This is a genomic window from Shewanella sp. Shew256, assembly GCF_002196695.1.
Lineage (GTDB): Bacteria > Pseudomonadota > Gammaproteobacteria > Enterobacterales > Shewanellaceae > Shewanella > Shewanella mangrovisoli.
This window is the reverse complement of sequence record NZ_NAJR01000008.1, coordinates 103,821-128,431: the sequence shown is the minus strand read 5'-3', so window position 1 is coordinate 128,431 and position 24,611 is coordinate 103,821. Positions and strand designations below refer to the sequence as shown.

20 protein-coding genes are annotated in these 24,611 nt (G+C 49.8%); 16 read left to right on the top strand and 4 right to left on the bottom strand.

All coding sequences use genetic code 11. The features are described from left to right. Positions 1–26 precede the first annotated feature (26 nt). The 5 genes from truA to purF all read left to right on the top strand — a co-directional run bounded on the left by truA (position 27) and on the right by purF (position 5,273). Entirely contained in the window at positions 27–812 is a 786-nt protein-coding gene (gene truA / locus B5P39_RS15600) for a tRNA pseudouridine(38-40) synthase TruA (RefSeq protein ID WP_088212177.1), read from the top strand. 51 nt (positions 813–863) lie between these two features. Next, positions 864–2,162 carry a bifunctional tetrahydrofolate synthase/dihydrofolate synthase gene (gene folC, locus B5P39_RS15595; protein WP_088212176.1) on the top strand — a complete coding sequence of 433 codons (1,299 nt, stop codon included), beginning with the start codon at positions 864–866 and terminating at the stop codon, positions 2,160–2,162. Continuing rightward, the gene (dedD, locus tag B5P39_RS15590) at positions 2,155–2,979 is read left to right on the top strand and encodes a cell division protein DedD (protein ID WP_088212175.1); all 825 of its coding nucleotides are present in this window, start codon (positions 2,155–2,157) and stop codon (positions 2,977–2,979) included. Before folC ends, dedD begins: the two co-directional genes overlap by 8 nt. A 110-nt stretch (positions 2,980–3,089) precedes the next feature. After that, positions 3,090–3,578 (top strand): CvpA family protein, encoded by a 489-nt coding sequence (locus B5P39_RS15585; protein WP_023267711.1) that lies wholly within the window; start codon positions 3,090–3,092, stop codon positions 3,576–3,578. A 180-nt stretch (positions 3,579–3,758) separates the two neighbouring features. After that, positions 3,759–5,273: an amidophosphoribosyltransferase gene (gene purF / locus B5P39_RS15580; RefSeq protein ID WP_011716540.1), complete on the top strand. Its 1,515-nt coding sequence runs from the start codon at positions 3,759–3,761 to the stop codon at positions 5,271–5,273. A 113-nt stretch (positions 5,274–5,386) separates the two neighbouring features. Here purF and B5P39_RS15575 read toward each other — a convergent pair whose 3' ends face one another. Together B5P39_RS15575 and B5P39_RS15570 are read right to left on the bottom strand one after the other, a co-directional pair. Beyond that, complete coding sequence (locus B5P39_RS15575) at positions 5,387–6,871, bottom strand: alanine/glycine:cation symporter family protein (protein ID WP_088212174.1); 1,485 nt, start codon at positions 6,869–6,871, stop codon at positions 5,387–5,389. A gap of 363 nt (positions 6,872–7,234) precedes the next feature. Beyond that, positions 7,235–7,522, bottom strand: a complete 288-nt coding sequence (locus tag B5P39_RS15570; RefSeq protein WP_088212173.1) for a hypothetical protein — start codon at positions 7,520–7,522, stop codon at positions 7,235–7,237. Positions 7,523–7,721: 199 nt separating this feature from the next. On the opposite strand from B5P39_RS15570, the gene B5P39_RS15565 reads away from it, so the two are divergent. Together B5P39_RS15565 and B5P39_RS15560 are read left to right on the top strand one after the other, a co-directional pair. Continuing rightward, positions 7,722–9,836, top strand: coding sequence for a DNA topoisomerase III (locus B5P39_RS15565; protein WP_088212172.1), 2,115 nt, complete (start codon positions 7,722–7,724; stop codon positions 9,834–9,836). Positions 9,837–10,085: 249 nt separating this feature from the next. Further along, the gene (locus tag B5P39_RS15560; protein WP_088212219.1) at positions 10,086–11,255 is read left to right on the top strand and encodes a porin; all 1,170 of its coding nucleotides are present in this window, start codon (positions 10,086–10,088) and stop codon (positions 11,253–11,255) included. A gap of 85 nt (positions 11,256–11,340) precedes the next feature. Here the strand turns inward: B5P39_RS15560 and B5P39_RS15555 are convergent, their stop codons facing one another. Next, positions 11,341–12,867 carry a sigma-54 interaction domain-containing protein gene (locus B5P39_RS15555; protein ID WP_088212171.1) on the bottom strand — a complete coding sequence of 509 codons (1,527 nt, stop codon included), beginning with the start codon at positions 12,865–12,867 and terminating at the stop codon, positions 11,341–11,343. A gap of 165 nt (positions 12,868–13,032) precedes the next feature. On the opposite strand from B5P39_RS15555, the gene B5P39_RS15550 reads away from it, so the two are divergent. From B5P39_RS15550 to B5P39_RS15540, 3 genes are read left to right on the top strand one after another with little or no spacing between them, the layout of a single operon-like run. Further along, complete coding sequence (locus B5P39_RS15550; RefSeq protein ID WP_088212170.1) at positions 13,033–14,586, top strand: flavocytochrome c; 1,554 nt, start codon at positions 13,033–13,035, stop codon at positions 14,584–14,586. A gap of 36 nt (positions 14,587–14,622) precedes the next feature. After that, positions 14,623–16,260, top strand: a complete 1,638-nt coding sequence (locus B5P39_RS15545) for an HAL/PAL/TAL family ammonia-lyase (RefSeq protein WP_088212169.1) — start codon at positions 14,623–14,625, stop codon at positions 16,258–16,260. A gap of 41 nt (positions 16,261–16,301) precedes the next feature. After that, on the top strand, positions 16,302–16,685 hold the full coding sequence (locus tag B5P39_RS15540; RefSeq protein ID WP_088212168.1) for a cytochrome c3 family protein: 384 nt from the start codon (positions 16,302–16,304) through the stop codon (positions 16,683–16,685). A 221-nt stretch (positions 16,686–16,906) separates the two neighbouring features. Here B5P39_RS15540 and B5P39_RS15535 read toward each other — a convergent pair whose 3' ends face one another. Further along, positions 16,907–18,196, bottom strand: coding sequence for an alpha/beta fold hydrolase (locus tag B5P39_RS15535; RefSeq protein ID WP_088212167.1), 1,290 nt, complete (start codon positions 18,194–18,196; stop codon positions 16,907–16,909). A 179-nt stretch (positions 18,197–18,375) separates the two neighbouring features. Between B5P39_RS15535 and B5P39_RS15530 the strand changes: the two genes are divergently transcribed. The 6 genes from B5P39_RS15530 (at position 18,376) to B5P39_RS15505 (ending at position 24,578) form a co-directional block, all read left to right on the top strand. Next, on the top strand, positions 18,376–19,020 hold the full coding sequence (locus B5P39_RS15530; RefSeq protein ID WP_088212166.1) for an MBL fold metallo-hydrolase: 645 nt from the start codon (positions 18,376–18,378) through the stop codon (positions 19,018–19,020). Positions 19,021–19,246: 226 nt separating this feature from the next. Further along, positions 19,247–20,260, top strand: a complete 1,014-nt coding sequence (locus B5P39_RS15525) for an XdhC family protein (RefSeq protein ID WP_088212165.1) — start codon at positions 19,247–19,249, stop codon at positions 20,258–20,260. Then, complete coding sequence (locus B5P39_RS15520) at positions 20,260–20,967, top strand: nucleotidyltransferase family protein (protein WP_088212164.1); 708 nt, start codon at positions 20,260–20,262, stop codon at positions 20,965–20,967. Before B5P39_RS15525 ends, B5P39_RS15520 begins: the two co-directional genes overlap by 1 nt. A 3-nt stretch (positions 20,968–20,970) precedes the next feature. Next, a complete protein-coding gene (locus tag B5P39_RS15515; protein ID WP_088212163.1) occupies positions 20,971–21,468 on the top strand; it encodes a (2Fe-2S)-binding protein in 498 nt (165 codons plus the stop codon). Position 21,469: 1 nt separating this feature from the next. After that, positions 21,470–23,716, top strand: a complete 2,247-nt coding sequence (locus B5P39_RS15510) for a xanthine dehydrogenase family protein molybdopterin-binding subunit (protein ID WP_088212162.1) — start codon at positions 21,470–21,472, stop codon at positions 23,714–23,716. Between the two features lie 370 nt (positions 23,717–24,086). Further along, on the top strand, positions 24,087–24,578 hold the full coding sequence (locus B5P39_RS15505) for a DUF1097 domain-containing protein (RefSeq protein WP_011622224.1): 492 nt from the start codon (positions 24,087–24,089) through the stop codon (positions 24,576–24,578). Positions 24,579–24,611: the final 33 nt, after the last annotated feature.

The following is a 24,611-nucleotide window of genomic DNA, read 5'->3' as shown; positions in this document are numbered from 1 at the left end:
GCTAAATTAACTGTGAGGATGTGTGGATGCGGATTGCATTAGGTATTGAATATGACGGAAGTGGTTATTTCGGTTGGCAGCGTCAGGCCGAAGTCGATTCAGTACAAGGGCAATTAGAACAAGCCTTATCTAAGGTGGCGAACGAACCTATCAGCTTGTTCTGTGCGGGACGAACCGATGCCGGCGTTCATGCAACGGGGCAGGTGGTGCATTTCGAGACTAATGCCATACGTAACGAAGGCGCGTGGACCTTAGGGGTGAATGCCAATTTGCCCGATAATATCGCCGTTCGCTGGGCAAAAGAGGTGGATGACAGTTTCCATGCCCGCTTTTCAGCCACGGCCAGACGTTATCGCTATGTGATTTACAATCATAATTTCCGCCCCGGGATCCTACGTCACGGCGTGAGCCATTACCACGGTGATATCGACGCCGATAAAATGCATGTTGCGGCGCAGGCGCTGCTCGGTGAGCAGGACTTTACCAGTTTTCGCGCCATTCAATGCCAATCGAAAACCCCGTTTCGCAATGTGCACAGCGTTAAAGTGACGCGTCAAGGTATGTATGTGATTGTCGATATTTCTGCTAACGCCTTCTTGCACCATATGGTGCGTAACATTGTGGGCTCCCTGCTGGAAATTGGTCTAGGCAATCAGCCACTGACCTGGATGGCGGATTTGTTGGCTCTTAAAGACCGAAATCAAGCGGCGGCCACCGCCAAACCCAATGGGCTCTATTTAGTCGATGTGATGTATCCCGAGCAGTATCAACTGCCTAAGTTGGCTTTAGGGCCATTGTTTATGCTGGATTAATCGCCGCTTTGCTCGTTAAGTGAAGCGCGTATCGAAGGAAGGAAAGAACAGATGACCACAGCCCCGACAGAGCAGACATCTTTAACTGTGCCGAGTGCCAATGCGCCACTGACACAATGGTTAGATTATTTATTATCGATTCACCCAACCGAAATCGATATGGGATTAACCCGGGTTTCAAAGGTTGCCGCGCGCCTGCAATTATTGGATCTCGGGCCTAGCAAAGTGGTCACTGTAGGGGGCACCAATGGTAAAGGCACCACCTGCGCCATGCTCGAGAATATCCTGCGTTTATCTGGTCTGACGGTGGGCGTCTACAGCTCGCCCCATATGCTCAAGTACAACGAAAGGGTGCGCATTAACGGTCAGGACGCCAGCGATGAAGCCTTTGTAGCGGCCTTTGAACAAATTGAGGCAGCGCGCGGCGAGATTTCGCTGACCTTCTTCGAATATGCCACCTTGGCGGGCTTAATTCTGTTTAAAGCGGCCAAGTTGGATGTGGTGATCTTAGAAGTCGGTCTTGGCGGCCGTTTGGATGCCACCAACATGATTGATGCTGATATCAGCGTGGTGACGTCCGTCGATTTAGATCACGAGGCCTATTTGGGCAATACTCGCGAGCTGGTCGGCCGTGAAAAGGCGGGCATTTTTCGTCAAGGTCGCCCTGCGATTGTCGGCGAGCCAAACTTACCCCATACGGTCAATGATGTCGCCCAAAATGTTGGCGCCAAGCTCTATCGTGTGGGCGAGGAGTTTAGTTATCAGCAAGATGGCCAGACGTGGGATTACCAAGGCCAAGTATTCACCCTAAAGCAGCTCAGTCTGCCGACACTGCCATTGCCGAACGCTGCGACTGTGATTGCGATTGTTGAGCATGGCTGGCCGCATATTACCGCCGATATCATTGCCAAAGGCATCAGCAGCGCGCGCTTAACCGGGCGTTTAGAGCAAGTTAACGAGCAGCCGCTGATTTTACTCGATGTGGCCCACAATCCCCATGCGGCGCGCTTTTTAGTCAAGCAGCTCACGCCTTTGGTGACGGGGAAGCGAGTGTTTGCCCTGTGCGGCATGCTAAAGGATAAGGACATTGCAGGCGTATTACCTGTGGTTTCGCCTTTAATCGATACTTGGTACTTAGTGAGTTTACAGGGTGAGCGCGGCGCCAATGCAAGCCTGCTGCGCCAAACCTTAGCGCAAGACACTAAGGCCCATGAGTTTGACGATATCGCCTCGGCATGGACGGCATTAAAAGCGCAAATTCAGCCCGATGATGTGGTAATTGTGTTTGGCTCCTTTTACACTGTGGCAGGTTTTAAGTCTCTCTTTAAGCAGGATAACCGTTTTGTCTAGCCAGTTTCATAATCGATTAGTCGGCACTGTGGTGCTGGTCGCCCTCGGGGTGATTTTTCTGCCGGATATTTTAGATGGCAAGAAGGATCGTCAAGAGGAACAATTTGCCGAAATTCCCCTGCGTCCTGCCGCGATAGCGCAGCAAAACGCCGATGATATGTTTGAGGTATTGTCTACTCAGGATGTGGATGGCGAAGGTGCCTTACCCGAAGAGTCTTCTCCTAATGATGAGGCGGCGTTAGCGCAGGCGGTCAATACTGACGTCAAAGACACGTCTGCGGCAAAAGTCGAGCCTAAATCGGACGCGGTGAAGGAGCAAGCCAAACCCCAGACGGCAAAAACGGAAACCAAGCCTGAGGTGAAAGCGCCGGTGAAAACCGAGACCGCTAAGGCCGAACCGAAGAAAGAGACGCCAAAGCCGACTCCCGCTAAAACTGAGACGAAAAAGCCAGAAACCAAGCCAACCGTAGTCGCGAAAACGGACAAACCTAAAGCCGAAACCGCGAAAACAGAATCTGCAAAACCTGCCAAAGACGATGGCATAAAAGTGGTCAGCCGCGATTCATTAAAACCTGGACTTACCCTGCAACTAGGCGCATTTAGCAATGCCGCCAACGTCAAAGCGCTGGTGGCGCAGTTACGTAAAAGTGGTTACAAGGCGTACACAATTCCAGACACGCCTAAGGATGGCATATTGACGAAAGTGTTTGTGGGGCCCGATGTTTCCGAATCTAAGCTGAAGAAAATGCAGGAAGAAATTGAAACTCTAACCCGTTTGAAAGGCCGAATTGTGCCTTTTAATCCCTTGGAATCTTAATGCCATTCAGCAGGGACTGAAATAATTTATTTACCTCGCTAGGGGTGAGAATCGTTTCAGTCTCTGGTAGAATCGCGCCGTCTTAAAGCCTATGCTGGAAAGCCATCTCAATGGTTTGGATTGATTACGCTATCATCTTCGTTATCGGGTTATCGACTCTTATCAGTCTGATCCGCGGATTTGCCAAAGAAGCCATGTCGTTAGTGGTATGGTTCGCGGCTTTCTTTGTTGCCAGCCAATTTTACCAAGATCTCGCCGTTCATCTCACGCAAATGAACGATGAGGTGCTACGCAATGGGGTCTCCATTGCTATTCTTTTTATCACCACCTTAATACTCGGCGCCCTCATCAATTACATCATTGGGCAATTAGTGGTTAAAACCGGATTATCTGGCACTGACAGACTCTTAGGTCTGTGTTTCGGTGCCATTAGGGGCGCGCTGATCGTCAGTGCGCTGCTGTTTTTTATGGATGCTTTTACAGGCTCACCCAACACCCAATGGTGGAAGGACTCTGTACTAGTGCCCGAATTTGGCGTTGTGATCCAATGGTTCTTTCACTATTTGGAAAACACCTCCAGCTTTGTACCCAAACTATAAAAAAGACAATAAATTTATCCTAAGTGATGGAGGATAAGTAAGGTTGAGCCCGAAGCCTAAGGCCACGGACTCAACACTGAGATGAAGCGCTTAAGCCGTATGGCTGGGGATTTACTTCGTCTTTTACTTATATTTCAACATGAAAGGGCATAGAACATCTTACAATGAGGAAGCTTACCCATGTGTGGTATCGTCGGAATAGTTGGCCAATCATCGGTTAATCAGACCATTTATGACGCACTGACCGTGCTTCAACACAGAGGTCAGGATGCGGCAGGTATTGTGACCGTTGATCGTGGTGCTTTCAGACTACGTAAAGCCAATGGTCTGGTCAAAGATGTATTTGAAGTCAAACACATGCAACGCCTACAGGGCAATGCAGGTATTGGCCACGTACGTTATCCTACTGCAGGCAGTTCCAGCGCGTCAGAAGCGCAGCCTTTCTATGTTAACTCGCCATTTGGGATTTCATTAGCCCATAACGGTAACTTAACCAACACGGTTGAATTAGCTGAAGGCCTGATCAAAAAACGTCGCCATGTGAACACCACATCCGACTCAGAAGTATTATTAAACCTGCTGGCCGATGAGCTGCAAAAAACCACTAGCTTAATGCTGACGCCTGACGAAGTGTTCGACACTATCGCCAAAGTGCACGAGCAAGCCCGAGGCGCCTATGCGGTTGTGGCCATGATTATCGGCCAAGGTCTGGTGGCATTTCGCGATCCTTTCGGTATTCGTCCACTGGTATTAGGTAAGCACGAAACCCCAACTGGTACTGAGTACATGGTGGCCTCTGAGAGCGTGGCGCTCGATGCCGTGGGTTTTGAAGTGATGCGCGATGTGGCACCAGGCGAAGCGATTTATATCTCTCTCGATGGTCAGCTTTACACTCGCCAATGCGCAAAAGAGCCAAGCTACTCACCTTGTATCTTCGAATTCGTGTATTTTGCGCGTCCTGATTCGACTATCGACAACGTCTCTGTTTACGCTAGCCGCGTAAACATGGGTGCTAAGCTCGGTGAAAAGATCAAAAAAGAATGGTACGACCATGATATCGACGTGGTGATCCCTATTCCTGAAACCTCATGCGATATCGCATTAGAAATCGCCCGTTGCATGGACTTACCTTACCGCCAAGGTTTTGTGAAGAACCGTTATATCGGCCGTACCTTTATTATGCCTGGTCAACAGGAGCGTAAAAAATCGGTACGCCGTAAACTCAATGCCATCAACACTGAGTTTAAAGGTAAGAACGTTTTGTTAGTCGATGACTCTATCGTGCGTGGTACCACGTCGGAGCAAATCATTGAGATGGCGCGTGAAGCGGGTGCTAAGAAAGTGTACTTTGCCTCGGCGGCACCAGAAATCCGTTTCCCGAACGTTTATGGTATCGATATGCCAACCTCGAATGAGCTGATTGCCCACGGTCGTGATGCCGATGAAATTGCTAAGCTGATTGGCGCCGATGGGATTATCTTCCAAAATCTGCCGGATCTGGTTGAAGCGGTGAGAATGGAAAACCCAGAGATCAAACGTTTCGAAACCTCAGTGTTCGACGGTCACTACATCACGAACGATGTTGATCAATCTTACCTCGACCACTTAACTCAGTTACGTAACGACGATGCCAAGGCCGACCGTAATAAAGACATTGGCACTAACTTAGAGTTACACAACGTTTGCCATCCATAAGACGAAATTCTTAAGATGGAAAGTGTGCTCGGCGTTAAGCGTCGGCGCACTTTAAAATGAACAACAAAAAAGCCAGTGATTATTCACTGGCTTTTTGTTAGTAGTTTCAATCCTTAAGAGATTTTGGGAGTCTCGCTGGATTGACTCTGCGCTAGTTCATCCTGCGCATTCTTGCGCTCAACCCAATAATCTGCATGGGGAATACCGAGCTTTTCAGGATCGAATAACGGCTCAACCCCTTGTTTCTGTTGCGACTCATAATCCTTCAGGCAAGTGAAGGCGATGCGTTGTAGCAGAATAATGGAGATAATGTTTAGCCACGCCATCAGTCCCACGCCAATGTCACCCATGCCCCAGGCCAAATCGGCGGTTTTCACCGTGCCATAAACAGTTGATGCCATCAGCACTACTTTCAGTACCACTGTGAGCCAAGGACGATTCGCCTTGCGATTGATATAGGCAATGTTGGTTTCGGCAATATAGTAGTAGGCCACAATGGTGGTGAAGGCGAAGAAGAACAGCGCGACGGCAACGAACATATTACCAAAGCCTGGCATCATGCTTTCCATTGCGGTTTGCACATAACCAGGGCCTGCTGCGACGCCCGCAATCCCAGTATACAGCGCGGCGCCATCTGGGCCTTGCACATTATACAAACCCGTGATCAGCAGCATAAAGCCGGTGGCTGAACAGACGAATAGGGTATCGACATACACTGAGAAGGCTTGCACTAAACCTTGTTTGGCAGGGTGGCTCACGGCGGCGGCAGAAGAAGCGTGTGGCCCAGTACCTTGGCCTGCTTCGTTTGAGTAAATACCGCGTTTTACCCCCCACATAATCGCAAGACCTAGAATCGCACCAAAGCCCGCATCGAGTCCGAAGGCACTTTTTAGGATCAACATAATAATATCGGGCAGCTGACCAATGTTAAGGGCAATAATCACGCAGGCGACAATGATATAACCCAGTGCCATAAAGGGCACTACGGTACTGGCGAAGTGGGCAATACGTTTTACGCCACCAAAGATAATGAAACCTAACAGCATAGCGAGGATGGCAGCGGTGACGTTAGGGTCGATATCGAAGGCGGTTTTTAGGCTCGAACCAATCGAGTTGGCTTGCACGCCAGGCAGTAAAATTCCGCAGGCAAAAATGGTCGCAATGGCAAATGTCCAAGCGTACCACTTCATGCCTAAGCCTTTTTCAATGTAAAAGGCGGGGCCGCCGCGATACTCTCCATTGATTTTTTCTTTGTAGACTTGGCCTAAGGTGGATTCGACGAATGCGGAGCTGGCGCCAAGAAACGCTACCATCCACATCCAAAACAATGCCCCCGGACCGCCGAAGGTAATCGCAGTGGCGACACCGGCAATGTTTCCGGTTCCCACACGACCTGCTAAAGTCATGGCTAAGGCTTGGAAGGAAGACACACCAGCATCAGTGCTCTTACCATCAAACATTAAACGGATCATTTCGGGTAAATGGCGTAACTGTAAGAAACGTGAGCGCAGGGAGAAAAAGAGTCCTACACCGAGGCAAAGATAAACGAGTGCGGGGCTCCAAACGATATTGTTGACCGCATTAACAATCTCATTCATATAATTCAACTCCAATATTCTGTTGTTTTTGCAGAGTTTTTAAGATATTTGCTTGTAAGTTTGGGTACTAAACGGCCAATTTGGCCTAAGGTTAAGACGTGTGCGCACGCCCAAGAGCTTCAACATAACGGCTTTTTGAGCCGCTTCATAGCTAAAGTTGTTAAATAATTGATAGTTTAACGTTCTTTATTTGGTGGCTTTACTGAGCAGGGATTTAGCGGTGCGTTAACTGACTAGATTACTAACTGAGTTTGACAGTCGGGATGTAGGAGAAAGGTGAGGCAAGGGTGTGGGTTGGCACTCTTTATTTTTGCCGAAGCGGATGTTCGTGTAAGTATCCACACAAGGCTTAAAAAACGGGGCTTACATTACCAGCCATAACAGCATCCATAGTCCGAATAGCCATGCCAGACTGCGGCGGCTAACCCTATGTTTTAATAGTAAAGACAGGCTTACTGCCACGGGTAAATACAGGATAAAAGCCCAAGAAAGGAAAGGCGCCTCAAATCCTAGCCTTTTAAGTCCCATTTCACAAAGTAGACTTAACGCCAGCAATAACAGGCTGTAGAAGATCACTAGTTGATTGAATCTTAAGGCAAGCGCTGGCTTAAAGACGGGGGTTATAGGGCTTGGCAAGGTCAGTGTATTCATCTCTTTTTCTCAATTCCTCGTAATGGATGCAAGGGATTTTAGTTTTAGATGAGAATTGTTCTCAACTAAATTTACACAGCTTTAGTGTTCCATCGCCATTCATCAAGTTCAATCGACCCTCGAGGCAAAACGGCGGTTTGCACTCTTGTCCGCTTTGGGCTAAATTACACTGTAATTATATCCAGTGTTTAATGTAGATATGATCCTCTATATTGCTGAAAAACCAAGCCTTGGGCGTGCAATTGCCGATGTGCTGCCTAAACCCCACAAAAAAGGTGACGGGTTTATTGAAGACGCCCAGGGCAACTGCGTGTCTTGGTGTGTGGGACACTTGCTCGAACAGGCCGAGCCCAATGCCTATAATCCCGAGTTTAAATCGTGGAAATTTGAGCATTTACCCATAGTACCCGAGAAATGGCAGCTTAAACCTAAGGCCGCGACCCGCAGCCAACTCACAGTGCTTAAAAAGCTGGTGAAACAGGCCGATACGCTAGTGAACGCTGGCGATCCCGACCGCGAAGGGCAGTTATTGGTTGATGAAGTGATCGCCTATTTGGGTGTGACTGGCGATAAATTACAGCAAACGCAGCGACTCCTTATTAGCGACTTAAACCCACAGGCGGTGAAACGTGCCCTGTCGCAGTTACGCAGTAACCGTGAGTTTATTCCTTTGTCGACCTCGGCGCTTGCCCGAAGCCGCGCCGATTGGCTCTATGGCATGAATATGACGCGGGCCTACACCATCCAAGGGAAAAAGGTCGGCTATCAGGGCGTACTATCAGTCGGTCGAGTACAGACACCACTGCTTGGGCTTATCGTGCGCCGCGATGAAGAAATCGCGAACTTCCAATCTAAGCCTTTTTATGAGGTTCTGGCTCACTTAGTGACGGACAAAGATCAGGCTTTCACGGCGAAGTGGCAACCCAGTGAAGCCTGCTTACCCTATATGGATGAAGAGGGGCGCGTGCTCGCTAAGGGTTTAGCGCAAAATGTGGTGCGCCGGATCACCGATAAACCCGCCAAAGTGACCCAGTTAAGCACTAAGGATAAGCAGCAGAATCCGCCTTTACCCTACAGTTTATCGGCGCTGCAAATCGATGCCGCCAAGCGCTTTGGTATGAGCGCGAAGGACGTGCTCGATACCTGCCAGAGCTTATACGAGCGCCATAAGCTAATCACCTATCCACGCTCAGACAGCCGTTATTTGCCCACGGAGCAGCATGGGCTTGCAAGCGGGGTATTAGCGGCCATCATGGGCGGTGCGCCCGAGTTAGTCGTACACGCTGAGGCGCCGAATCCTCGGCTTAAATCTAAGGCGTGGGATGATAAAAAAGTCGATGCCCATCACGCCATAATTCCAACGGAAAAACAGCCCAATCTAAGCGGTTTAAGCCAGCGGGAAAGACAGCTTTATCTGCATGTTGCTCGCCAGTATTTGGCACAATTTTACCCCGCCTATTGCTACAGTGAAACTGCGGTCGAGGTGACGATCGAAGGTGGCCTTTTTAAAACTAAGGCAAAACAGGATAAGTCCCTCGGTTGGAAACAACTGTTTGCCAGAGAAGAGAACGAACGAAAGGACGCATCATCCGCAGCGAGTTTTGCGCAAGGCGAAAAGGACGCAGAGGAAGGAGAATATGTTGGTCAACTACCGCCGCTTACCTTAGGGCAAGTGCTTCATTGTCACCACGGTGAATTAGTCGAGAAGCAAACTCAACCACCCAAGGCTTTTACCGATGCGACCTTGCTGAGCGCAATGACAGGGATTAACCGTTATGTGACAGATCCCGAGATCCGCAAAATTTTAAAGGAAACCGATGGCCTAGGTACGGAAGCAACTCGCGCAGGCATTATTGAGCTGCTGTTTAAGCGAGGCTTTATTCAGCGTCAGGGCAAGTCGATTGTAGCCACTGAGGTGGGCAAGGGCTTAATCAATAGTTTGCCCCTGAGCGCCACAACGCCCGATATGACGGCGCTGTGGGAGGCAAGCCTGAACGGTATCTGTCATAAAGAAATCTCTTATCAAGGATTTATGCAGCCACTGCTGGGGACGCTAAATAACTTAATCGAAAATGCAGGCGCTCAATTACCCTCAGCCCTCAATGGCTTAAAAGGGCAGGGTTTTAAGCGTGCCGCGACTAAAAAGTCGGGTTATCGAAAAGCCGGAGCCAGAGGCGCTGCTGGCGGGAAAAAAGCCGGAACGGGCGCTAAAAAAGGGAATGCTAGCAATTCAGCCGCAGCATCTTCTACCTCCACGACAGCTAAACCGACAGCCCCTAGACGGCGAGCGAGCAAAGCGGTCGCCCAAGCTTGATGACACATATGTGATCAAACTGTCGCTAAACCACGGGATTTGGTAACGATATTTAATTTATTCCGCGATATTTAATTACCGCCAATCACGATATTTCGTGATTGGCGGATCCACTTCTAAAAAACACCTTCAAATTCAGCTTTTCAGCGCCGTGGCATGCAAACTGCTGTGTGTTGGCTGGAGAATATAATAAGCCAATTAAATCATATGATTATATATGGTTTAGCTGAATTAAAAGGTGTAGATGATATGAAAAAGAAATTGCTAGCAGTGATGATCCCTGCGGTGCTGTTGTCTGGTACAACGCAAGCGGTCGAGCTGTATAACGATCAAACCAATAGCGTCAATATGATGGGCTGGCTAGGCTTTGCGGCGTTAAACGATGGCCACGAAACTTCAGTAATTGATAACTTTTCCCGCGTGGGATTTCGTTTCGACCGCCAAGAGAAAAATGGTTGGCGCTCCTTTGCCCATACCGAATGGGGCATTAACATGGTCACCAGTGACGATGGCCTGATCTATACCCAAGGTCAAGGTGGTGGTCAGTTATCGGCTTCAAAAACCTCAGATTTCCTCTTTAACCGTTTAGGTTATGTCGGCATGTCGCACGACAAATGGGGCTCGCTCACCTTTGGTAAGCAGTGGGGGGCTTATTACGATGTGGCTTACACCACAGACGTGCTCAATGCCTTTACCGGCTGGTCTGTCGGTGCTTATACCTTCGGTGATGGCGGCCTCACTGGTGCGGGTCGTGCCGATGCGGCGCTGCAATACCGCAATACCTTTGGCAATCTGCATATCGCGGTGCAATACGCTTCTAAGCAAAATAGCGATGTGGCGCTCTATGACAATTTAGGCAACACCTTAAAGGATGGTTCGGAGCTGAGTTTCGACCCTAGCTATGGCGCGAGTGCAACTTACTATTTCACCGACAAATTTAAGGTGTTAGCGGGCTTTAACCGTGGTGACTTCACTGGCAATCTTGCGGGTAAAGACGTCGATAATACCAATCAAATCATCGGTATCGGCGCCCAATACGGCAGCTTCTACCAATATGCGCCGGGTCGTGATGCCGACGGTCTGTATGTTGGTTTTAACGCCCATAAGAGTGAGCAAAACGAGTTAGTCGGTGGCGATCTCTACGATTCAACCGGTGCCGAATTTATTGTTGCTTACCACTACGATAACGGATTCGTACCTAGCTTATTGCTGACTTACCAAGATTTGGATACCGATGAAAACACCGTTATCCAAGGTAAATGGACCCGCCAATTTGCTGTGCTAGGCCTGCATTATCGCTATAGCCGCGACACTATTATGTATGCCGAAGCCAAAATTGATTTCAGTGATATGGACGATAAAGCCTACGAAGATCTACAGGATAACAACTATGCCGTTGGTATTCGTTATTTCTTCTAATTGGCCAATTAATTCGGCAAAATAAATCAAAGGCCACATATTGTGTTGTGGCCTTTTTCATAACTATCCACTCCTTATCAATGCATTACACAATCCCTAACTTCTTCATTTTACTGCGCAGGGTATTGGCATTGATATCCAGCAACTCGGCGGCGCCGCCCGGGCCATAGAGTTTACCCCCAGTAATCCTTAAGGCATGGCTGATATATTTTTTGGTCATCACCTCTAGCGGCACCAGCTTATTGCTGGCATGACTAGGGTCGATAATCACGGTTTGAATGGATGGGGTTTTAACGGCTTCGAGGCTCTGTGGCGCCAGAAAACTAAAATCCAGCGGTCCTGTAGGGTGCTGAATGATGGCGCGCTCGAGCACATTAATGAGTTCGCGCACATTCCCAGGCCAACCATATTGGTTGAGAATATTCAGTTGTTCTGGGGCGATTCTTGGCAACTGCGGTAAATTGAACTTGGCACTGAGCTGTTCGACAAAATGTTGCACTAACAGAGGTATATCTGTGCGTCTTTGTCTGAGCGATGGGATCTCGATGGGGAAAATCGCCAGCCGATACCAGAGATCCTCCCTAAACACTTCTCTGTGCACCATGGCCTGAAGGTTTCTGTGGGTTGCGGCCACAATACGAATATCGAGCTGTACCGCATCGTGGCCGCCAACGCGGGTGATACAACTATTTTGCAGTACCCTAAGTAGTCGAACTTGAGCCGAAAGCGGCAATTCCCCTATCTCATCTAAGAAAATGGTGCCGCCGTTGGCCTGCTCGAAGTAGCCAATTTTGCGCGAATCGGCGCCGGTAAATGCACCTTTTTCATAACCAAAGAGCTCGGAGTCAATCAAGGTATCTGGGATGGCGCCGCAGTTTACCTTGATAAAAGGCTTACCCGAGCGCTCCGACAATTCGTGAATGGCGTTGGCGATGACTTCCTTGCCGCAGCCCGTTTCCCCAAGCATTAACACTGTGGTGTTGATTTTGGCGATAGATTGCACCTGTTGCATGACCTGTTTCAGGCCCGAATTGGCGCCAACCACGCCATTTTGAATATCTAAGGTACGACGCAGACTCACGTTTTGCTTCGAGAGCGCTTCGTTCTCTTTGAGTAAGTTGCGATCCCTTAAATTCAGCGCCGTGATCAGTGCTAGGTTTTGCATATGCGGCGCGATTAAGTCGGCATGGCGGGGCCTAAACACTCCAGTGCTTTTGGCATAAAAGCCAACTATCCCAAGGTGGGTATTTTCTATCGACATTCGCAGAATAATCACCGAGCGAATGTCTTTAATCACCTGTGGTGCGACTAAAGAGGTGACAGGATCATGCTCTATGTCGTTAACAATTCTAACCCTTGGTCGCTCGGGATCTTCTAAGTATTGCGCCATCTTCTCAGGAATTTGGATGCGCTTATCTAACGTGCAGCAATGGCTATCATCAACATGGGCGATAAACTGTATATCATTAAATTGTTTGCGAAAAATATTCACAAATAGCCCGTCAATAGGCAGTTCATTCCGAATAAACTCGAAGTAACTGTGCAACGATTTTTCGAGCTGCAGACTGCTACAGAGTCTTAGGGTTGATTCGTAATAGAAGTGTTTTTCCATTGATATTTCAAGTTAATCACTAAGTATCGTGATTGTAGATCTTTATATTTCGTGATTTTGTGCCTGCAATCAAAGTTCACCGCATAAATACCTCTTTTTAGGTGCTTGGCACAGCATCTGCACTTTCACGCTGACAAGTTCCAATGATTATTGAAGGAAATCAGCATGAGTAAAACCCAAGGTATTAATTCGGGGCGTCGACAATTATTAAAGGGCGGTATGGTCATGGCCGCAGGGCTCGGGGCGAGTATCGCGTTGCCTAGCTCTGCCAGCTGTGACTCGGCTCCTGTTAACTTCGATGAAATCGTAGATGTGCTCGTGGTAGGCAGCGGTTTTGCGGGTATGTCTGCGGCGTTGCAGGCCAGAGAAGCCGGCGTGAGCGTGATGGTTATCGATAAGATGCCCGTATTTGGTGGCAACTCGACCATCAACGGCGGCGCCATGGCGGTCGCGGGTTCTGCCCTACAGAAGCAGGCAGGGATTGAAGATTCGGTCGATGCCATGGTGGCGGACATGCTGCGGGCTGGTCGCGGCATGAACGATGTGGAAATGCTCAAACTGGTATGTAACGGCACCGCAGAATCCTGCCAGTGGCTGATCGATTACGGCGTGAACTGGAAACCTTTTGTACAGCACTTTGGCGGCCACTCGGTACAACGAGTGCTACAAACCGTTGAAAGTTCAGGCGCTGGCATTATTCGCCCCCTAATTAAAGCTGCCCGAGACAAGGGCGTCATCATGAAAAATCAGACCAAGCTCGAAGGCTTTGTACAAGATGAGGCCGGACGGGTGATCGGTGTCGAAGTTCGCGAAGGTTTTTATTTTCCCAATGAGCGCACGGGTAAAATACGTCGTATCGGCGCGCGCCGTGGCGTGATTATGGCGACTGGCGGTTTTGGTCGCGATATTGAATACCGTATGATGCAATTACCTGAGTTAAATAGTGATTTAGATTCAACCAACCATGCAGGTGCCACCTCTGAGGCGCTCAAGCAGATGATGCTCATTGGGGCCAATCCCATTCATTTAGACCAAATTCAGCTTGGCCCATGGGCATCCCCCGACGAGAAGGGCTTTGGCACGGCTTCCCAGTTCAACACTATCGCCACCTATCCCCACGGCATTGTGGTGGATGTGCGCACCGGAGGGCGTTTCTTCAATGAATTAGCCGACCGTAAAGCCCGTGCAGACGCCATCATGACCCGACGGGATGAGAAGGGGCAGCCTGTCTATCCCATTGGTTTTACTAATGCTGCCGGAGCCAGTAAGGCACAGACCTTAGATTGGGGTCTGAAATACAAGGTCATAAGCAAGGCCGAGACCTTAGACGAACTGGCCACGATTTACGGCATGCCAGCTAAGGCATTAAAGGCGCAGGTGGCGCGTTGGAATGAAGCGGTAAAAACAGGGGTAGATAAAGAGTTCGACCGCCCTATGCAGGAGGCGATAGTGCTCGATAAAGGGCCTTGGTATGCGGTGCGCATGTGGCCGAAGGTGCATTATTGCATGGGCGGCGTGAAGGTGAATACCCAATCCGAAGTGCTGCATTTGGTCAGCAATAAAGCCATTCCCGGATTATACGCCGCAGGCGAAGCCACGGGCGGTATCCACGGAGCGAGTCGATTAGGCGCCTGTGCCGTGGCTGAAGGGGTCGTCACTGGGCGTAATGCTGGTCGTAACTGCGCCGCGGCAAACGCTGTGACGCTCAAGCAAGCTTAGATTTTATTAAAAATAACAAAATGTTGGAGAATGATAATGAATAAATCCATGTTGATGGCCTCACTCACCTTGAGTCTACTTTCAGGCAGCGCGCTCGCGATGGAGCAAGTAGTACTCGACGGTAAACATTTAACCCAAGACCAAGCCTGGGCAATTGCCGATGGCGCAAAAGTGAAGATTGCACCTCAGGCCAAGACCCAACTCGTGAAAGCCAACGCGCTACTAATGGAAGCGGCCCGTCTGGGCAAACCTGTGTATGGCTTAACCGTGGGCGTTGGGCTAAACAAAGACCACAAGCTGTTCGATGCCAACGGCAAGTTGAGTGATGCGGTGCTCGACGCCTCTCGAAGCTTCAACCTCAGCACCCTGCGTGCCCACAGTGCCGGTGTCGGTGAAGCTGCGCCCATCCGCTTAACACGCTTAGCCTTAGCCGTACGGTTAAATACTATGCTAGCCGGACAAACCGGTGTGCAACCTGTGGTGGCCGAGCTTTATGAAGCCTATCTTAATCAGGGACTGACCCCTGTGATCCCAGCCAAAGGCACTGTAGGTGAGGCGGATATTCTGCTGTCATCCCATGTCGGTTTAGCCATGATTGGTGAATGGGAGGTATTCTACAAAGGTCAGCGTGTGAGCAGTAAAGAGGCGATGGCCGATGCAGGGATCACCCCCTTAGCACCTATGGGCAAAGACGCGCTATCGATTCTGTCTAACAATGCCTTTGCCGTCGCGTATGCCATGCAAGGTTACCGTGAGGCGAAGCAATTGTTGTCCGTATCGCCCACCGTCTTTGGTTTAAGCCTTGAGGGATTAAACGGTAACGTGGCGCCATTCTTGCCGCAAACCAACGACATCCGTCCATTCCCTTACATTAAATCGGCCACCAGTGACATTCTCAAGCAGCTCGATGGCAGTTATTTATGGCAGCTTAACGATGAGCGTCCATTACAGGATCCATTAAGCTTTAGAACCACGGCTTACACTTTTGCAGGCGCCGAGCAGGCTTTAGCCTCACTGGATGAAGTGATCAATATCCAAATCAACCATTCAGACGATAACCCAGCAGTGATTGTGGGCGCGTCGAACCAGTATGCCCAGTTCCCACAAGTGGCTAAATATATGGTTGAAGGACAGGGCGGTGTGTTCCCTACCACTAACTTTGAGCCGCTGCCTGTGGCACTCGCGGTGCAAAACCTGAGTGTCGCCCTGACCCATGTGTCCCACAACAGTGTGATGCGTACGATTCATCTGTCCGATGATCACTTTACTAAGCTGACGCGTTTCCTGAGTGCGCCGGAAAACCAAGGCCATGCCTTCGGTGCGATTCAAAAAGCCTTTGTGGATATGCAAGTGCGTAATAAGCAGTTAGCTACGCCAGTATCCTTCGATGGGATCTCTATCGCAGGAGGGATTGAATATACCTTCACTAACCTTAAGTTGGCCTCGGACAACCTGATCCAAATCGTGGATAACACCCGAGTCATCTACGGTTTAGAACTGCTGCACTCTACTCAAGCGATTGATTTACGTAAGCAAGCTCACCCAGATCTGCAACTGGGCAAGGCCACGCAAGCCATGTACAAGTCCTACCGTGAAAAAGTGCCTTTTGTCGCCAAGGACCGTCCGTTTACCCCCGATATCCAAGCGTCAACTTACTTTATTGCAAACTATTAATCTACGATGCGGGGCGCGATGCCCCGCCTAGGAAGACTCTGATGTTAAAACCCGTATTTATTCTATTACTCGGTGTCATGCTGGCAACGCCTATGGCCGCTAATGCATTGAATATCAAGGATTACCATAAAGAGGTGATGACTGGGGCCGATGGTAAAGTCGATTGCGCGGCATGCCACGGTGATGCAAAACGTAAAACCGTTCCCGATGCAGCGACTTGCAGTAGCTGCCATGGTTCACCTGAGGAGGTGGCTAAGCTGACTGAGCGCCCAGCCGATGCGGGCCATTCGGTTGAGCCGAATCCCCATAACAGTCTGCACTACGGCACTGATCTGCCATGTACTTACTGCCATCAGGAACACAAAGAAAGTAAAGTCTATTGCAATCAATGCCATGAATTTACTTATCCTCAGATGAAACGTTAATTTCATCTCGATTAGAAACTCGCTCCCCTGCTTTTTTTGACTATCTTTGTCATGCACTCAACCCGGTTGAGTGCATTTTTTTAGGCAAAAAAAAGAGTAAGCCAATACGGATTACTCTTACGGAAAATTGGTCGTTGAATGTTGTAGCCAAAATCACTCATATGGATGAGGAGCCAGCACACAATGACAGCTTTTACTTAATTAACCCTTAAAATTAACATTTATCTTAAGCTGTCACCGCGGTTGAGACTGATGAGCTTATCTAAGATCCGCTCGCCATCCATTCGAATGCCATTGTGCTCATATTCCGAGGTTAACCAATATCTTAGATGCGCTACTTGTTTGGCCGTTTCTAGGCTGTAGTCCATCTCGACATACATATCTTCGCTGTAAATCGCGGCCGCAACCGGGACGCGGTTTTGGCTGAGCTGCTCAAGATTGTATAACGTCGGCCAGTCCGTCTTATGGGCAAGGAGATTGGCCGCGGCTTGGAGTGGGGCTAAATGGCTAAATTGCTCAAACATCCAAGGGTAAATCATCTCGCCAGTAAACAGGAAAGGCTTACCGACTTGATAGTTAAAGGCCGGATACTGCTCACGCACCCTATGGGCAGACCACTGTGACGCACTGTGTTGGCAGTAGATGGCCTCGTGTAACAGGGCAAAAATTGGGTTGGTGTTATAGTCGAGCAATTGGCCGAAATGATTTAAAAACAGTGGGTTGACATAATCACCTTGGGGCGAGTGCACCAGTGCTTGTTCAAGCAAATAGTAAACCGACTCTGGGCCTTGCTCCATGCCCAAGTTAATACCGAGCAGTTGCAACATTTCAACCGTGAGGCGCTCACCCGTGGCTAACTGCACTGGGTGCTCGAGTAAATGTTTGGCGAGGCGAGTCACGAGATGCTGCGCATCGTGGAAGCGCTGGAAGAAGTCCTTATTCTTGGCGAGCACGCGCTGATAGGTGGCCTGATAGACTTCATCACTGCTGCGCGTGAGGGAAGGTATGCCGCCGGTGATATAAGCTTCACTCACGCCCTGAGGCGCGGCGCTCAAATAATGTAGCACGCAGAAACCACCAAAGCTTTGACCTAGAATCGCCCACTTATCGGCGGGGCAGAGCTGGGCGCGAATTGATTCGGCATCACGGACGATATTGTCGGTCCTAAAATGGCTTAAATAATCGGCCTGCTGTTCAGGCGTTAAGTGCCCGAGGCTTTGGTAATTAATGGGGCTAGAAAGCCCAGTTCCCCGTTGGTCGAGCAATAATACTCTAAACTCTTTGAGTGCGCGGCGGATCCAACCGCTGTTATTCGCTGGGCGCATGGCAGCAAAGCCGGGGCCACCCTGAAAAAAGACGATATAAGGTAGTTTTTTATCTTTATTTTCAATGGCGCAGAGCTCCCGCGCGAACACACTGATCTGTTCACCAATCGGTTGTTGATAATCAAGTGGCAGGTTGAATGTGTGTTTTTTGGCGAGGACACCGGCGAGCATCATATCGGGTTTCATCAATTAACCTTAAGGGTAGGGTCTGTTGTTTATGGCAGATTGTATACAAAAGCCCTGTTGTCGCAAGTTAGGATTATTTGATTCGCCTTTGGTCAAGATCAATTTTTATTGTAAAAATTTGAGCCATGATAAGCCTCTTAGCGTAATCTATCGGCTATGGATAACACGAGATTGAAGCTATGAAGTACCAAATTATTCCTGTGACACCTTTCCAGCAGAATTGCAGCTTGATCTGGTGTGAAAAAACGAAGCGTGCCGCGGTTGTCGATCCGGGAGGGAATGTCGACCGTATTCTAGGCGAAATGAACAAATTGGGGCTCACGCTCGAAAAAATCTTACTCACTCATGGTCATATTGACCATGTGGGTGGCGCTAAATTATTAGCCCAGCAAACAAATGTGCCCATAGTGGGCCCCCATGTAGCGGATAAGTTTTGGATTGATAATCTGCCCAAACAGAGCCAAAACTTTGGGTTTCCCCATTGTGATGCCTTTGAGCCCGAGCAATATTTGCAGGATGGCGATGTAGTTACCGTGGGTGAGCAAAGCTTAAAAGTGTTGCATTGCCCTGGGCATACTCCGGGTCACGTGGCATTTTATTCTGCGGACGCGCATCTGGCTTGGGTGGGCGATATTCTGTTTAGAAGCTCGATTGGCCGTACGGATTTTCCGCAATCTAATCATCAGGATTTAATCCAATCCATCACCACTAAACTCTGGCCTTTAGGGGCGGATGTGGAATTTATTCCTGGCCATGGTCCTATGTCGACCTTTGGGGAAGAGCGCGAGCACAACCCCTTTGTCGCCGATCAATTATTACTCTAGGTAGACGCTTCTTCATCGCGACGCATGCCCATGCGTCGCGAGCAATCCATTTAGCCCATTAACTTTCGCTGGCCATTGCCGCCTATCTTCGTTTCGCTCGCCGCAATATTTTGTTCACCATTTCCCCTATCAATGCGAGTTCAGCTTTGTTAACTTGTTAAGTCGAATGTCATTTATTGGCTTCACTCATCTCTCTAGTCGCAGGTGCAAGCATGGAGTGTTGTGCATGGTTCAGCAAATTGAAGACTTATTAGAGCATTGGTTGCCCTTAGCCGATGATGCTTGGGTGCTGGCGGTGATCACCCATATTCAAGGCTCGTCCTACCGTAAACCCGGTGCCATGATGCTGTTCCATGAATTTGGCCAAGGCGCCGGAATATTAAGCGGTGGTTGTTTAGAGGCGGATCTGCGTCGCCATGCGCAAAATGCCATGCAGTCGCAACAGATTGCCTGCGTCACCTACGATGCGACGGATGAATCCGATGCCAGCTACCGCCTAGGTTGTGGTGGAAAAGTCGATATCATGTTGATCCCACTACTAAAAGAAAATCACGATCTAGGGCTTGTCGAAGTAGCAAAAGCGCTGCGTAAGAGGCAATCAGGTTTTTATCAATTGCCTCTCGCACCTGCGGGCAGCGATGCTCGCAGTTACTCGGCGCAGTTTTATTCGGTGGATAACGCACCTTTTCCCACTGCAGATTTTGCAAAATCAGGGATATTCAGCGCCCCCGAAGGGGATATGTTAATCATGCCCTTAAGACCGCGATTTCATTTAGGGATTTTTGGCGGCGGAATTGATGCCCAGCCTGTGGCGGCAATTGCCCATAGTTTAGGTTGGCAGGTAAGCGTATTTGATACTCGCACCGCGTATGCGCGAACTGCCGATTTTCCCCACGCCCATATCGTTAAGCAAGGCCTTGATGAGGTCGAAGGGCTTATCGCGCAGTTGGACTGTGCCGTTGTGATGCACCATAACTTGAACTTGGATGCCGCAACGCTTAAAGCCATTCAAGCTTATGATCTTAAATATGTTGCGCTCTTGGGGCCTGCCCATAGGCGGGACAAAGTGTTGGCGATGGCCGACCTCAGTACAGACTCATTTAGCGGTTACTTCTCGGCGCCTGCGGGACTTGCTCTTGGCGGCGAGTTACCCAGCGCTGTGGCATTGAGCATTTTAGCCCAATGCCATGGGGTGCTACACGGCGCGCCATGTTCGACCCTCGATGGGATCATGCCTTAATGCTGAGTCGCCAACGGCTGTTAATTGTCGTGCTGGCCGCGGGTGAGAGCCGGCGATTTCAGGGGATTAAACTGGCGCAGCCATTATCCACGCCCTCGAGTGCAAATAGCGGGCAAAGCATCTTACAAGGCCATATCGACCGTCTGGCTCGTTTTACCTCGGCGCCATTGGTAATGGGTGCATCCAACAATCAAGTCAGCGCTTCGCTGCTGGTGGTGCTTGGTGCCCATGCTAACGAGCTGCTTTCTCAACTTGAGGCTCTTGGGGCGAATCAATTCACGCTACTGCATAATGCCGACTGGCAGACAGGCCTGTCATCGTCGCTGCGAGTCGCGGCGGATTATGCAAAAGCGCAGCAGTTTGATGGCATGTTACTCACCTTAGCGGATCAGGTCGCGCTGACATTTGAAGACTATCGGCAGTTGATTGAGACTTGGCAGATGAGTCAGCAATCTGTGGCCGCGCTTTATCATCACGAAGCAGGGACCTTGAATGGACAAGATAAGTTGGATGAATTAGGCGCCCCTGCTATTTTTAATGCCTCAATACTCGATTTATTAACGGATTTGACCGGCGATCGCGGCGCCAAATCCATCTTAAAACAACTGGCAAATGTGGGTGAGTTAGTGGCTGTTCCCTTACCCCATGCCGCGATTGATATTGATACTAAAGCCGATCTTGCGTCGTGGTTGGCACTTAAGGAGTGAGTTATGGCAATACCATCCTCGGAGGCGGCAAAGGACCAGAGTCTTGTGATGCCATCCCAAAACCTGACCATTAACGGCAGATCTTTTACCTTAAATGCGGATCCGAATATGCCCATCCTCTGGGCGTTACGGGATATTTTAGGCTTAACGGGCACTAAGTATGGCTGTGGGGCCGGGCTCTGCGGCGCGTGTACCGTGCATTTAGATGGTCAGCCTGTGCGCGCCTGTTTAACCAGCGTATCCCAGGCGCAAGGCAAACAACTGACCACGATTGAAGGGCTGGATAATCAAAAGCTTAAAAATGCTTGGGCCGAACACAATGTGCCCCAGTGTGGTTATTGTCAGGCCGGGCAATTAATGTCGGCGGCGGCCTTAGTCACTCAGCATCCCAAACCGTCGGCGGAGCAAATTGATGCTGCCATGTCGGGGAATTTGTGTCGCTGCGGTACCTATCCTCGGATAAAAGCGGCGCTGCAAAGCTATGCCAAAGAGGAGGGCTAAGATGAGTACATTCACCGCAGTTGAAAATATCAGTCGCCGCGATGTGTTAAAACTCTTCGGCGCCGTCGGGGGGGGCCTCGCACTGGGGGCGAGTGGCCTCAGTTGGAGTCCCATGGCATTGGCGCAGGATCAGCAGGCGCGGCTCAATCTATTTATCGCCATCGGTGAGGATGACAAGGTCTATTTGACCTGCCACCGCTCCGAAATGGGTCAGGGGATCCGCACGGGGATTTTACAAATCTTGGCCGAAGAGCTGGAGGCCGATTGGGATAAAATTGTGCCTATTCAAGGGCTCGCCGATAAACGCTACGCCAGCCAAAATACCGATGGTAGCCGCAGTATCCGCGAAAACTATGACCGCATGCGTGAGATGGGCGCGATGGCTCGAACCATGCTTGAGCAAGCCGCCGCCGCCCGCTGGAAAGTCCCCGTGAGTGAGGTGCAGGCCAAAGATCATCAAGTGCTGCATGCCAAATCTGGCCGTGCTGCGCGCTTTGGCGAATTAGCCCTCGATGCGGCGGGATTACCACTGCCCGCGGCCGATTCGCTGCGGTTAAAGGCGGTTAAGGATTTCAAGCAAATTGGGGCTTCGCGTCAGATAGTCGATATGCAGGCCATGCTCACGGGTAAGGCTGTCTATGGCTATGACATCCAAGTGGATAACATGCTTTATGCCTGCATTATGCGCCCACCCGTATTGGGGAGCGATGTGGCAAGTCTTGACGATAGTGCGGCGCGCAAAGTAGCGGGGGTGGTCGATGTATACCGTTTGCCAACGTCCAAGGGCGCTCCGGCTTTTCAAGCCTTAGGCGGCGTAGCTGTGGTGGCGACAAACACTTGGAGCGCGCTGCAGGGACGTAAAGCTTTGCAAGTGAGCTGGACTCAGTCTGCCAACAGCAGCCACGATTCTAAAACTTACCTTAAAGAGCTGGTGGACAAGGTACAAGCCCCTGGTAAGGTGGTGCGTCAAGTTGGGGATGAGGTCAAAGCCTGGCCGAAGGACGATACCCTCAAGGCGATTTATACCGTGCCTTACCTTATCCATTCCTCCATCGAACCGCCCGTAGCCACCGCCAATGTGACCGATAAGGGCTGCGAAATTTGGGCATCGACACAAACACCGCAGAGTACCCAGCAAAATGTGGCTGTGGCCTTAGGTATTGCCGAAGATGCGGTGAAAGTGAATGTGACGCTGCTGGGCGGCGGCTTTGGGCGCAAGTCCAAACCAGATTTTAGTGTGGAGGCGGCGCTACTCTCCAAACAATTTAAACGGCCGGTGAAGGTGAGTTGGAGCCGTGAGGATGAAATCCAAAACGGTTATTATCACGCCATCAGTGCCCAGTGTTATCAGGCCTTGTTCGATGCCAATAACAAACCCACGGCGCTACTGGCGCGTACAGGCTTCCCGTCGATCAGCTCCACCTTTGCCGAGGGCGTTGAGTATCCATCCGGCGGAGAGTTGGACTTAGGTTTTGTCGATGTGCCCTTAGCCCTGGCAAATTTACGCTACGAGGCCGTGAAGGCCAGCGCCCACAGCCGTATCGGTTGGATGCGCTCGGTATGTAACATTCAACATGGGTTTGGCGTGGGCAGTTTTGTCGATGAAATGGCCCATAAAGCCAAGTTATCTTGTCCCGATATGTGGCGTAGCTTACTGGGCCAAGCGAGGCGAGAGACCTTTGAGAACCAAGGCTTTAAATATGGCAACTATGGCGAAGACTTAAACCGTCATCCCGTTGATGTCGGCCGTTACCTCAAGGTGATTGAGGCGGTTGAACAAGCCCAAGCCAAGGCGCCTAAAGCGGGTAAGAATCAAGGTTGGGGCTTTGCCGTGCATCGCAGCTTTGTGAGTGTGGTGGCGGTGGCGATGCGGGTTGAGGTCGGTGAGGATAAACAACTTAAAGTGCTTAATGCCATTGCTGCGATTGATGCCGGCACTGTGGTTAACCCCGACAGGGTGAAAGCGCAGACCGAAGGCGCGATAGTCTTTGGGTTAAGCTTGGCGCTAATGGGGGAGATCAGTTACCAACAGGGTAAGGTGATGCAGTCTAACTTCCATGATTATCCGCTTCTACGTTTACCCCAAGTGCCAGAGATGGAGATCATCATTATCGACTCGGATGCACCGCCTGCGGGTGTGGGTGAGCCCGGCGTGCCGCCGGTGGCACCAAGCCTGACCAACGCGATATTTGCCGCAACAGGCCTTAGGATCCGTGATCTGCCGGTTAATAAACAGTTAAAGGTGTGATGCTGTAAACCACACCTAAGTGAGCAAAAAAGCGCCTAATAAGCGCTTTTTTCGTTTTTTTACCACAAATAAATTGCTTGTTAGCAAATTTACGGGCATTAATGCCGAAAATTAGCAATAGATCAGGTTTTTGTTACCAGAATAGAGGTAATTTAACCAATATGTTTACTCAAGTGACCTAAGGTATGCGGACTCGCGTACACATTCATTTGAATCGGTTCCTAGTCGGCCTGTGAGTCAGTTTTCGATTGCAGATCCTTACTAAAAATTGATCGACACGGAAGTGAAGGGCGCTATAACACCATAATACAGCCGCACCTTAAGCGCATTTGAGTATTAACTTCCGTGAAAACAATACAAAGGGGTCATCATGGAAAATCGTTGGCAAGTCGCTATTTCGGCGGGGCTATTAGCCGCTGTCTGGTGTGGTATCGCAGATGCCTTTCATCTCGTTACTTGGATTGGCTTTTTAGGTTGTAGCACCTTCTTTGCTCAGCCGAAGGCCGGTTTTCAAGGCGTGATGATGGCGTGGTGCACCAATCTCTCCGGTGTGTTTTGGGCTTGGCTCATTATCAGCGGTAGCAGTTTCTTCGTATCGCCTGTGGCAGGTTATCTGTTTACGGGTATCGCGACCTCGGCAATGTGCCTGCAGGCCAGTTATCAAAAATTAAGCTTTATTCCCGGCGCCTTTATTGGCTGTTGTATTACCTTTGCTATGGCAGGGGATGTCGCCAATATTGTGCCATCCTTAGTGTTGGGCGCGCTGTTAGGTTTTTGCATGAGTTTGTTAACGGCGCAGTTAGTTACTCTTCGCCAAAAATGGTCAGCATCAACAGGTTCTGAAATCGCCAGTGCCGATTAAATTCATCATTTTTTAATCTGCAGATGATGCCTA

Excerpts from the sequence above, each read along its gene's own strand:
- B5P39_RS15535 (WP_088212167.1), bottom strand. The coding sequence starts at position 18,196 with ATGAAACCCGATATGATGCTCGCCGGTGTCCTCGCCAAAAAACACACA.
- B5P39_RS15570 (WP_088212173.1), bottom strand. The coding sequence starts at position 7,522 with ATGAATACACTGACCTTGCCAAGCCCTATAACCCCCGTCTTTAAGCCA.
- B5P39_RS15585 (WP_023267711.1), top strand. The coding sequence starts at position 3,090 with ATGGTTTGGATTGATTACGCTATCATCTTCGTTATCGGGTTATCGACT.
- B5P39_RS15560 (WP_088212219.1), top strand. The coding sequence starts at position 10,086 with ATGAAAAAGAAATTGCTAGCAGTGATGATCCCTGCGGTGCTGTTGTCT.
- B5P39_RS15555 (WP_088212171.1), bottom strand. The coding sequence starts at position 12,867 with ATGGAAAAACACTTCTATTACGAATCAACCCTAAGACTCTGTAGCAGT.
- B5P39_RS15525 (WP_088212165.1), top strand. The coding sequence starts at position 19,247 with ATGGTTCAGCAAATTGAAGACTTATTAGAGCATTGGTTGCCCTTAGCC.
- purF (WP_011716540.1), top strand. The coding sequence starts at position 3,759 with ATGTGTGGTATCGTCGGAATAGTTGGCCAATCATCGGTTAATCAGACC.
- B5P39_RS15540 (WP_088212168.1), top strand. The coding sequence starts at position 16,302 with ATGTTAAAACCCGTATTTATTCTATTACTCGGTGTCATGCTGGCAACG.
- truA (WP_088212177.1), top strand. The coding sequence starts at position 27 with ATGCGGATTGCATTAGGTATTGAATATGACGGAAGTGGTTATTTCGGT.
- B5P39_RS15510 (WP_088212162.1), top strand. The coding sequence starts at position 21,470 with ATGAGTACATTCACCGCAGTTGAAAATATCAGTCGCCGCGATGTGTTA.
- B5P39_RS15505 (WP_011622224.1), top strand. The coding sequence starts at position 24,087 with ATGGAAAATCGTTGGCAAGTCGCTATTTCGGCGGGGCTATTAGCCGCT.
- B5P39_RS15575 (WP_088212174.1), bottom strand. The coding sequence starts at position 6,871 with ATGAATGAGATTGTTAATGCGGTCAACAATATCGTTTGGAGCCCCGCA.
- B5P39_RS15565 (WP_088212172.1), top strand. The coding sequence starts at position 7,722 with ATGATCCTCTATATTGCTGAAAAACCAAGCCTTGGGCGTGCAATTGCC.
- B5P39_RS15520 (WP_088212164.1), top strand. The coding sequence starts at position 20,260 with ATGCTGAGTCGCCAACGGCTGTTAATTGTCGTGCTGGCCGCGGGTGAG.
- B5P39_RS15530 (WP_088212166.1), top strand. The coding sequence starts at position 18,376 with ATGAAGTACCAAATTATTCCTGTGACACCTTTCCAGCAGAATTGCAGC.
- B5P39_RS15550 (WP_088212170.1), top strand. The coding sequence starts at position 13,033 with ATGAGTAAAACCCAAGGTATTAATTCGGGGCGTCGACAATTATTAAAG.
- B5P39_RS15515 (WP_088212163.1), top strand. The coding sequence starts at position 20,971 with ATGGCAATACCATCCTCGGAGGCGGCAAAGGACCAGAGTCTTGTGATG.
- B5P39_RS15545 (WP_088212169.1), top strand. The coding sequence starts at position 14,623 with ATGAATAAATCCATGTTGATGGCCTCACTCACCTTGAGTCTACTTTCA.
- folC (WP_088212176.1), top strand. The coding sequence starts at position 864 with ATGACCACAGCCCCGACAGAGCAGACATCTTTAACTGTGCCGAGTGCC.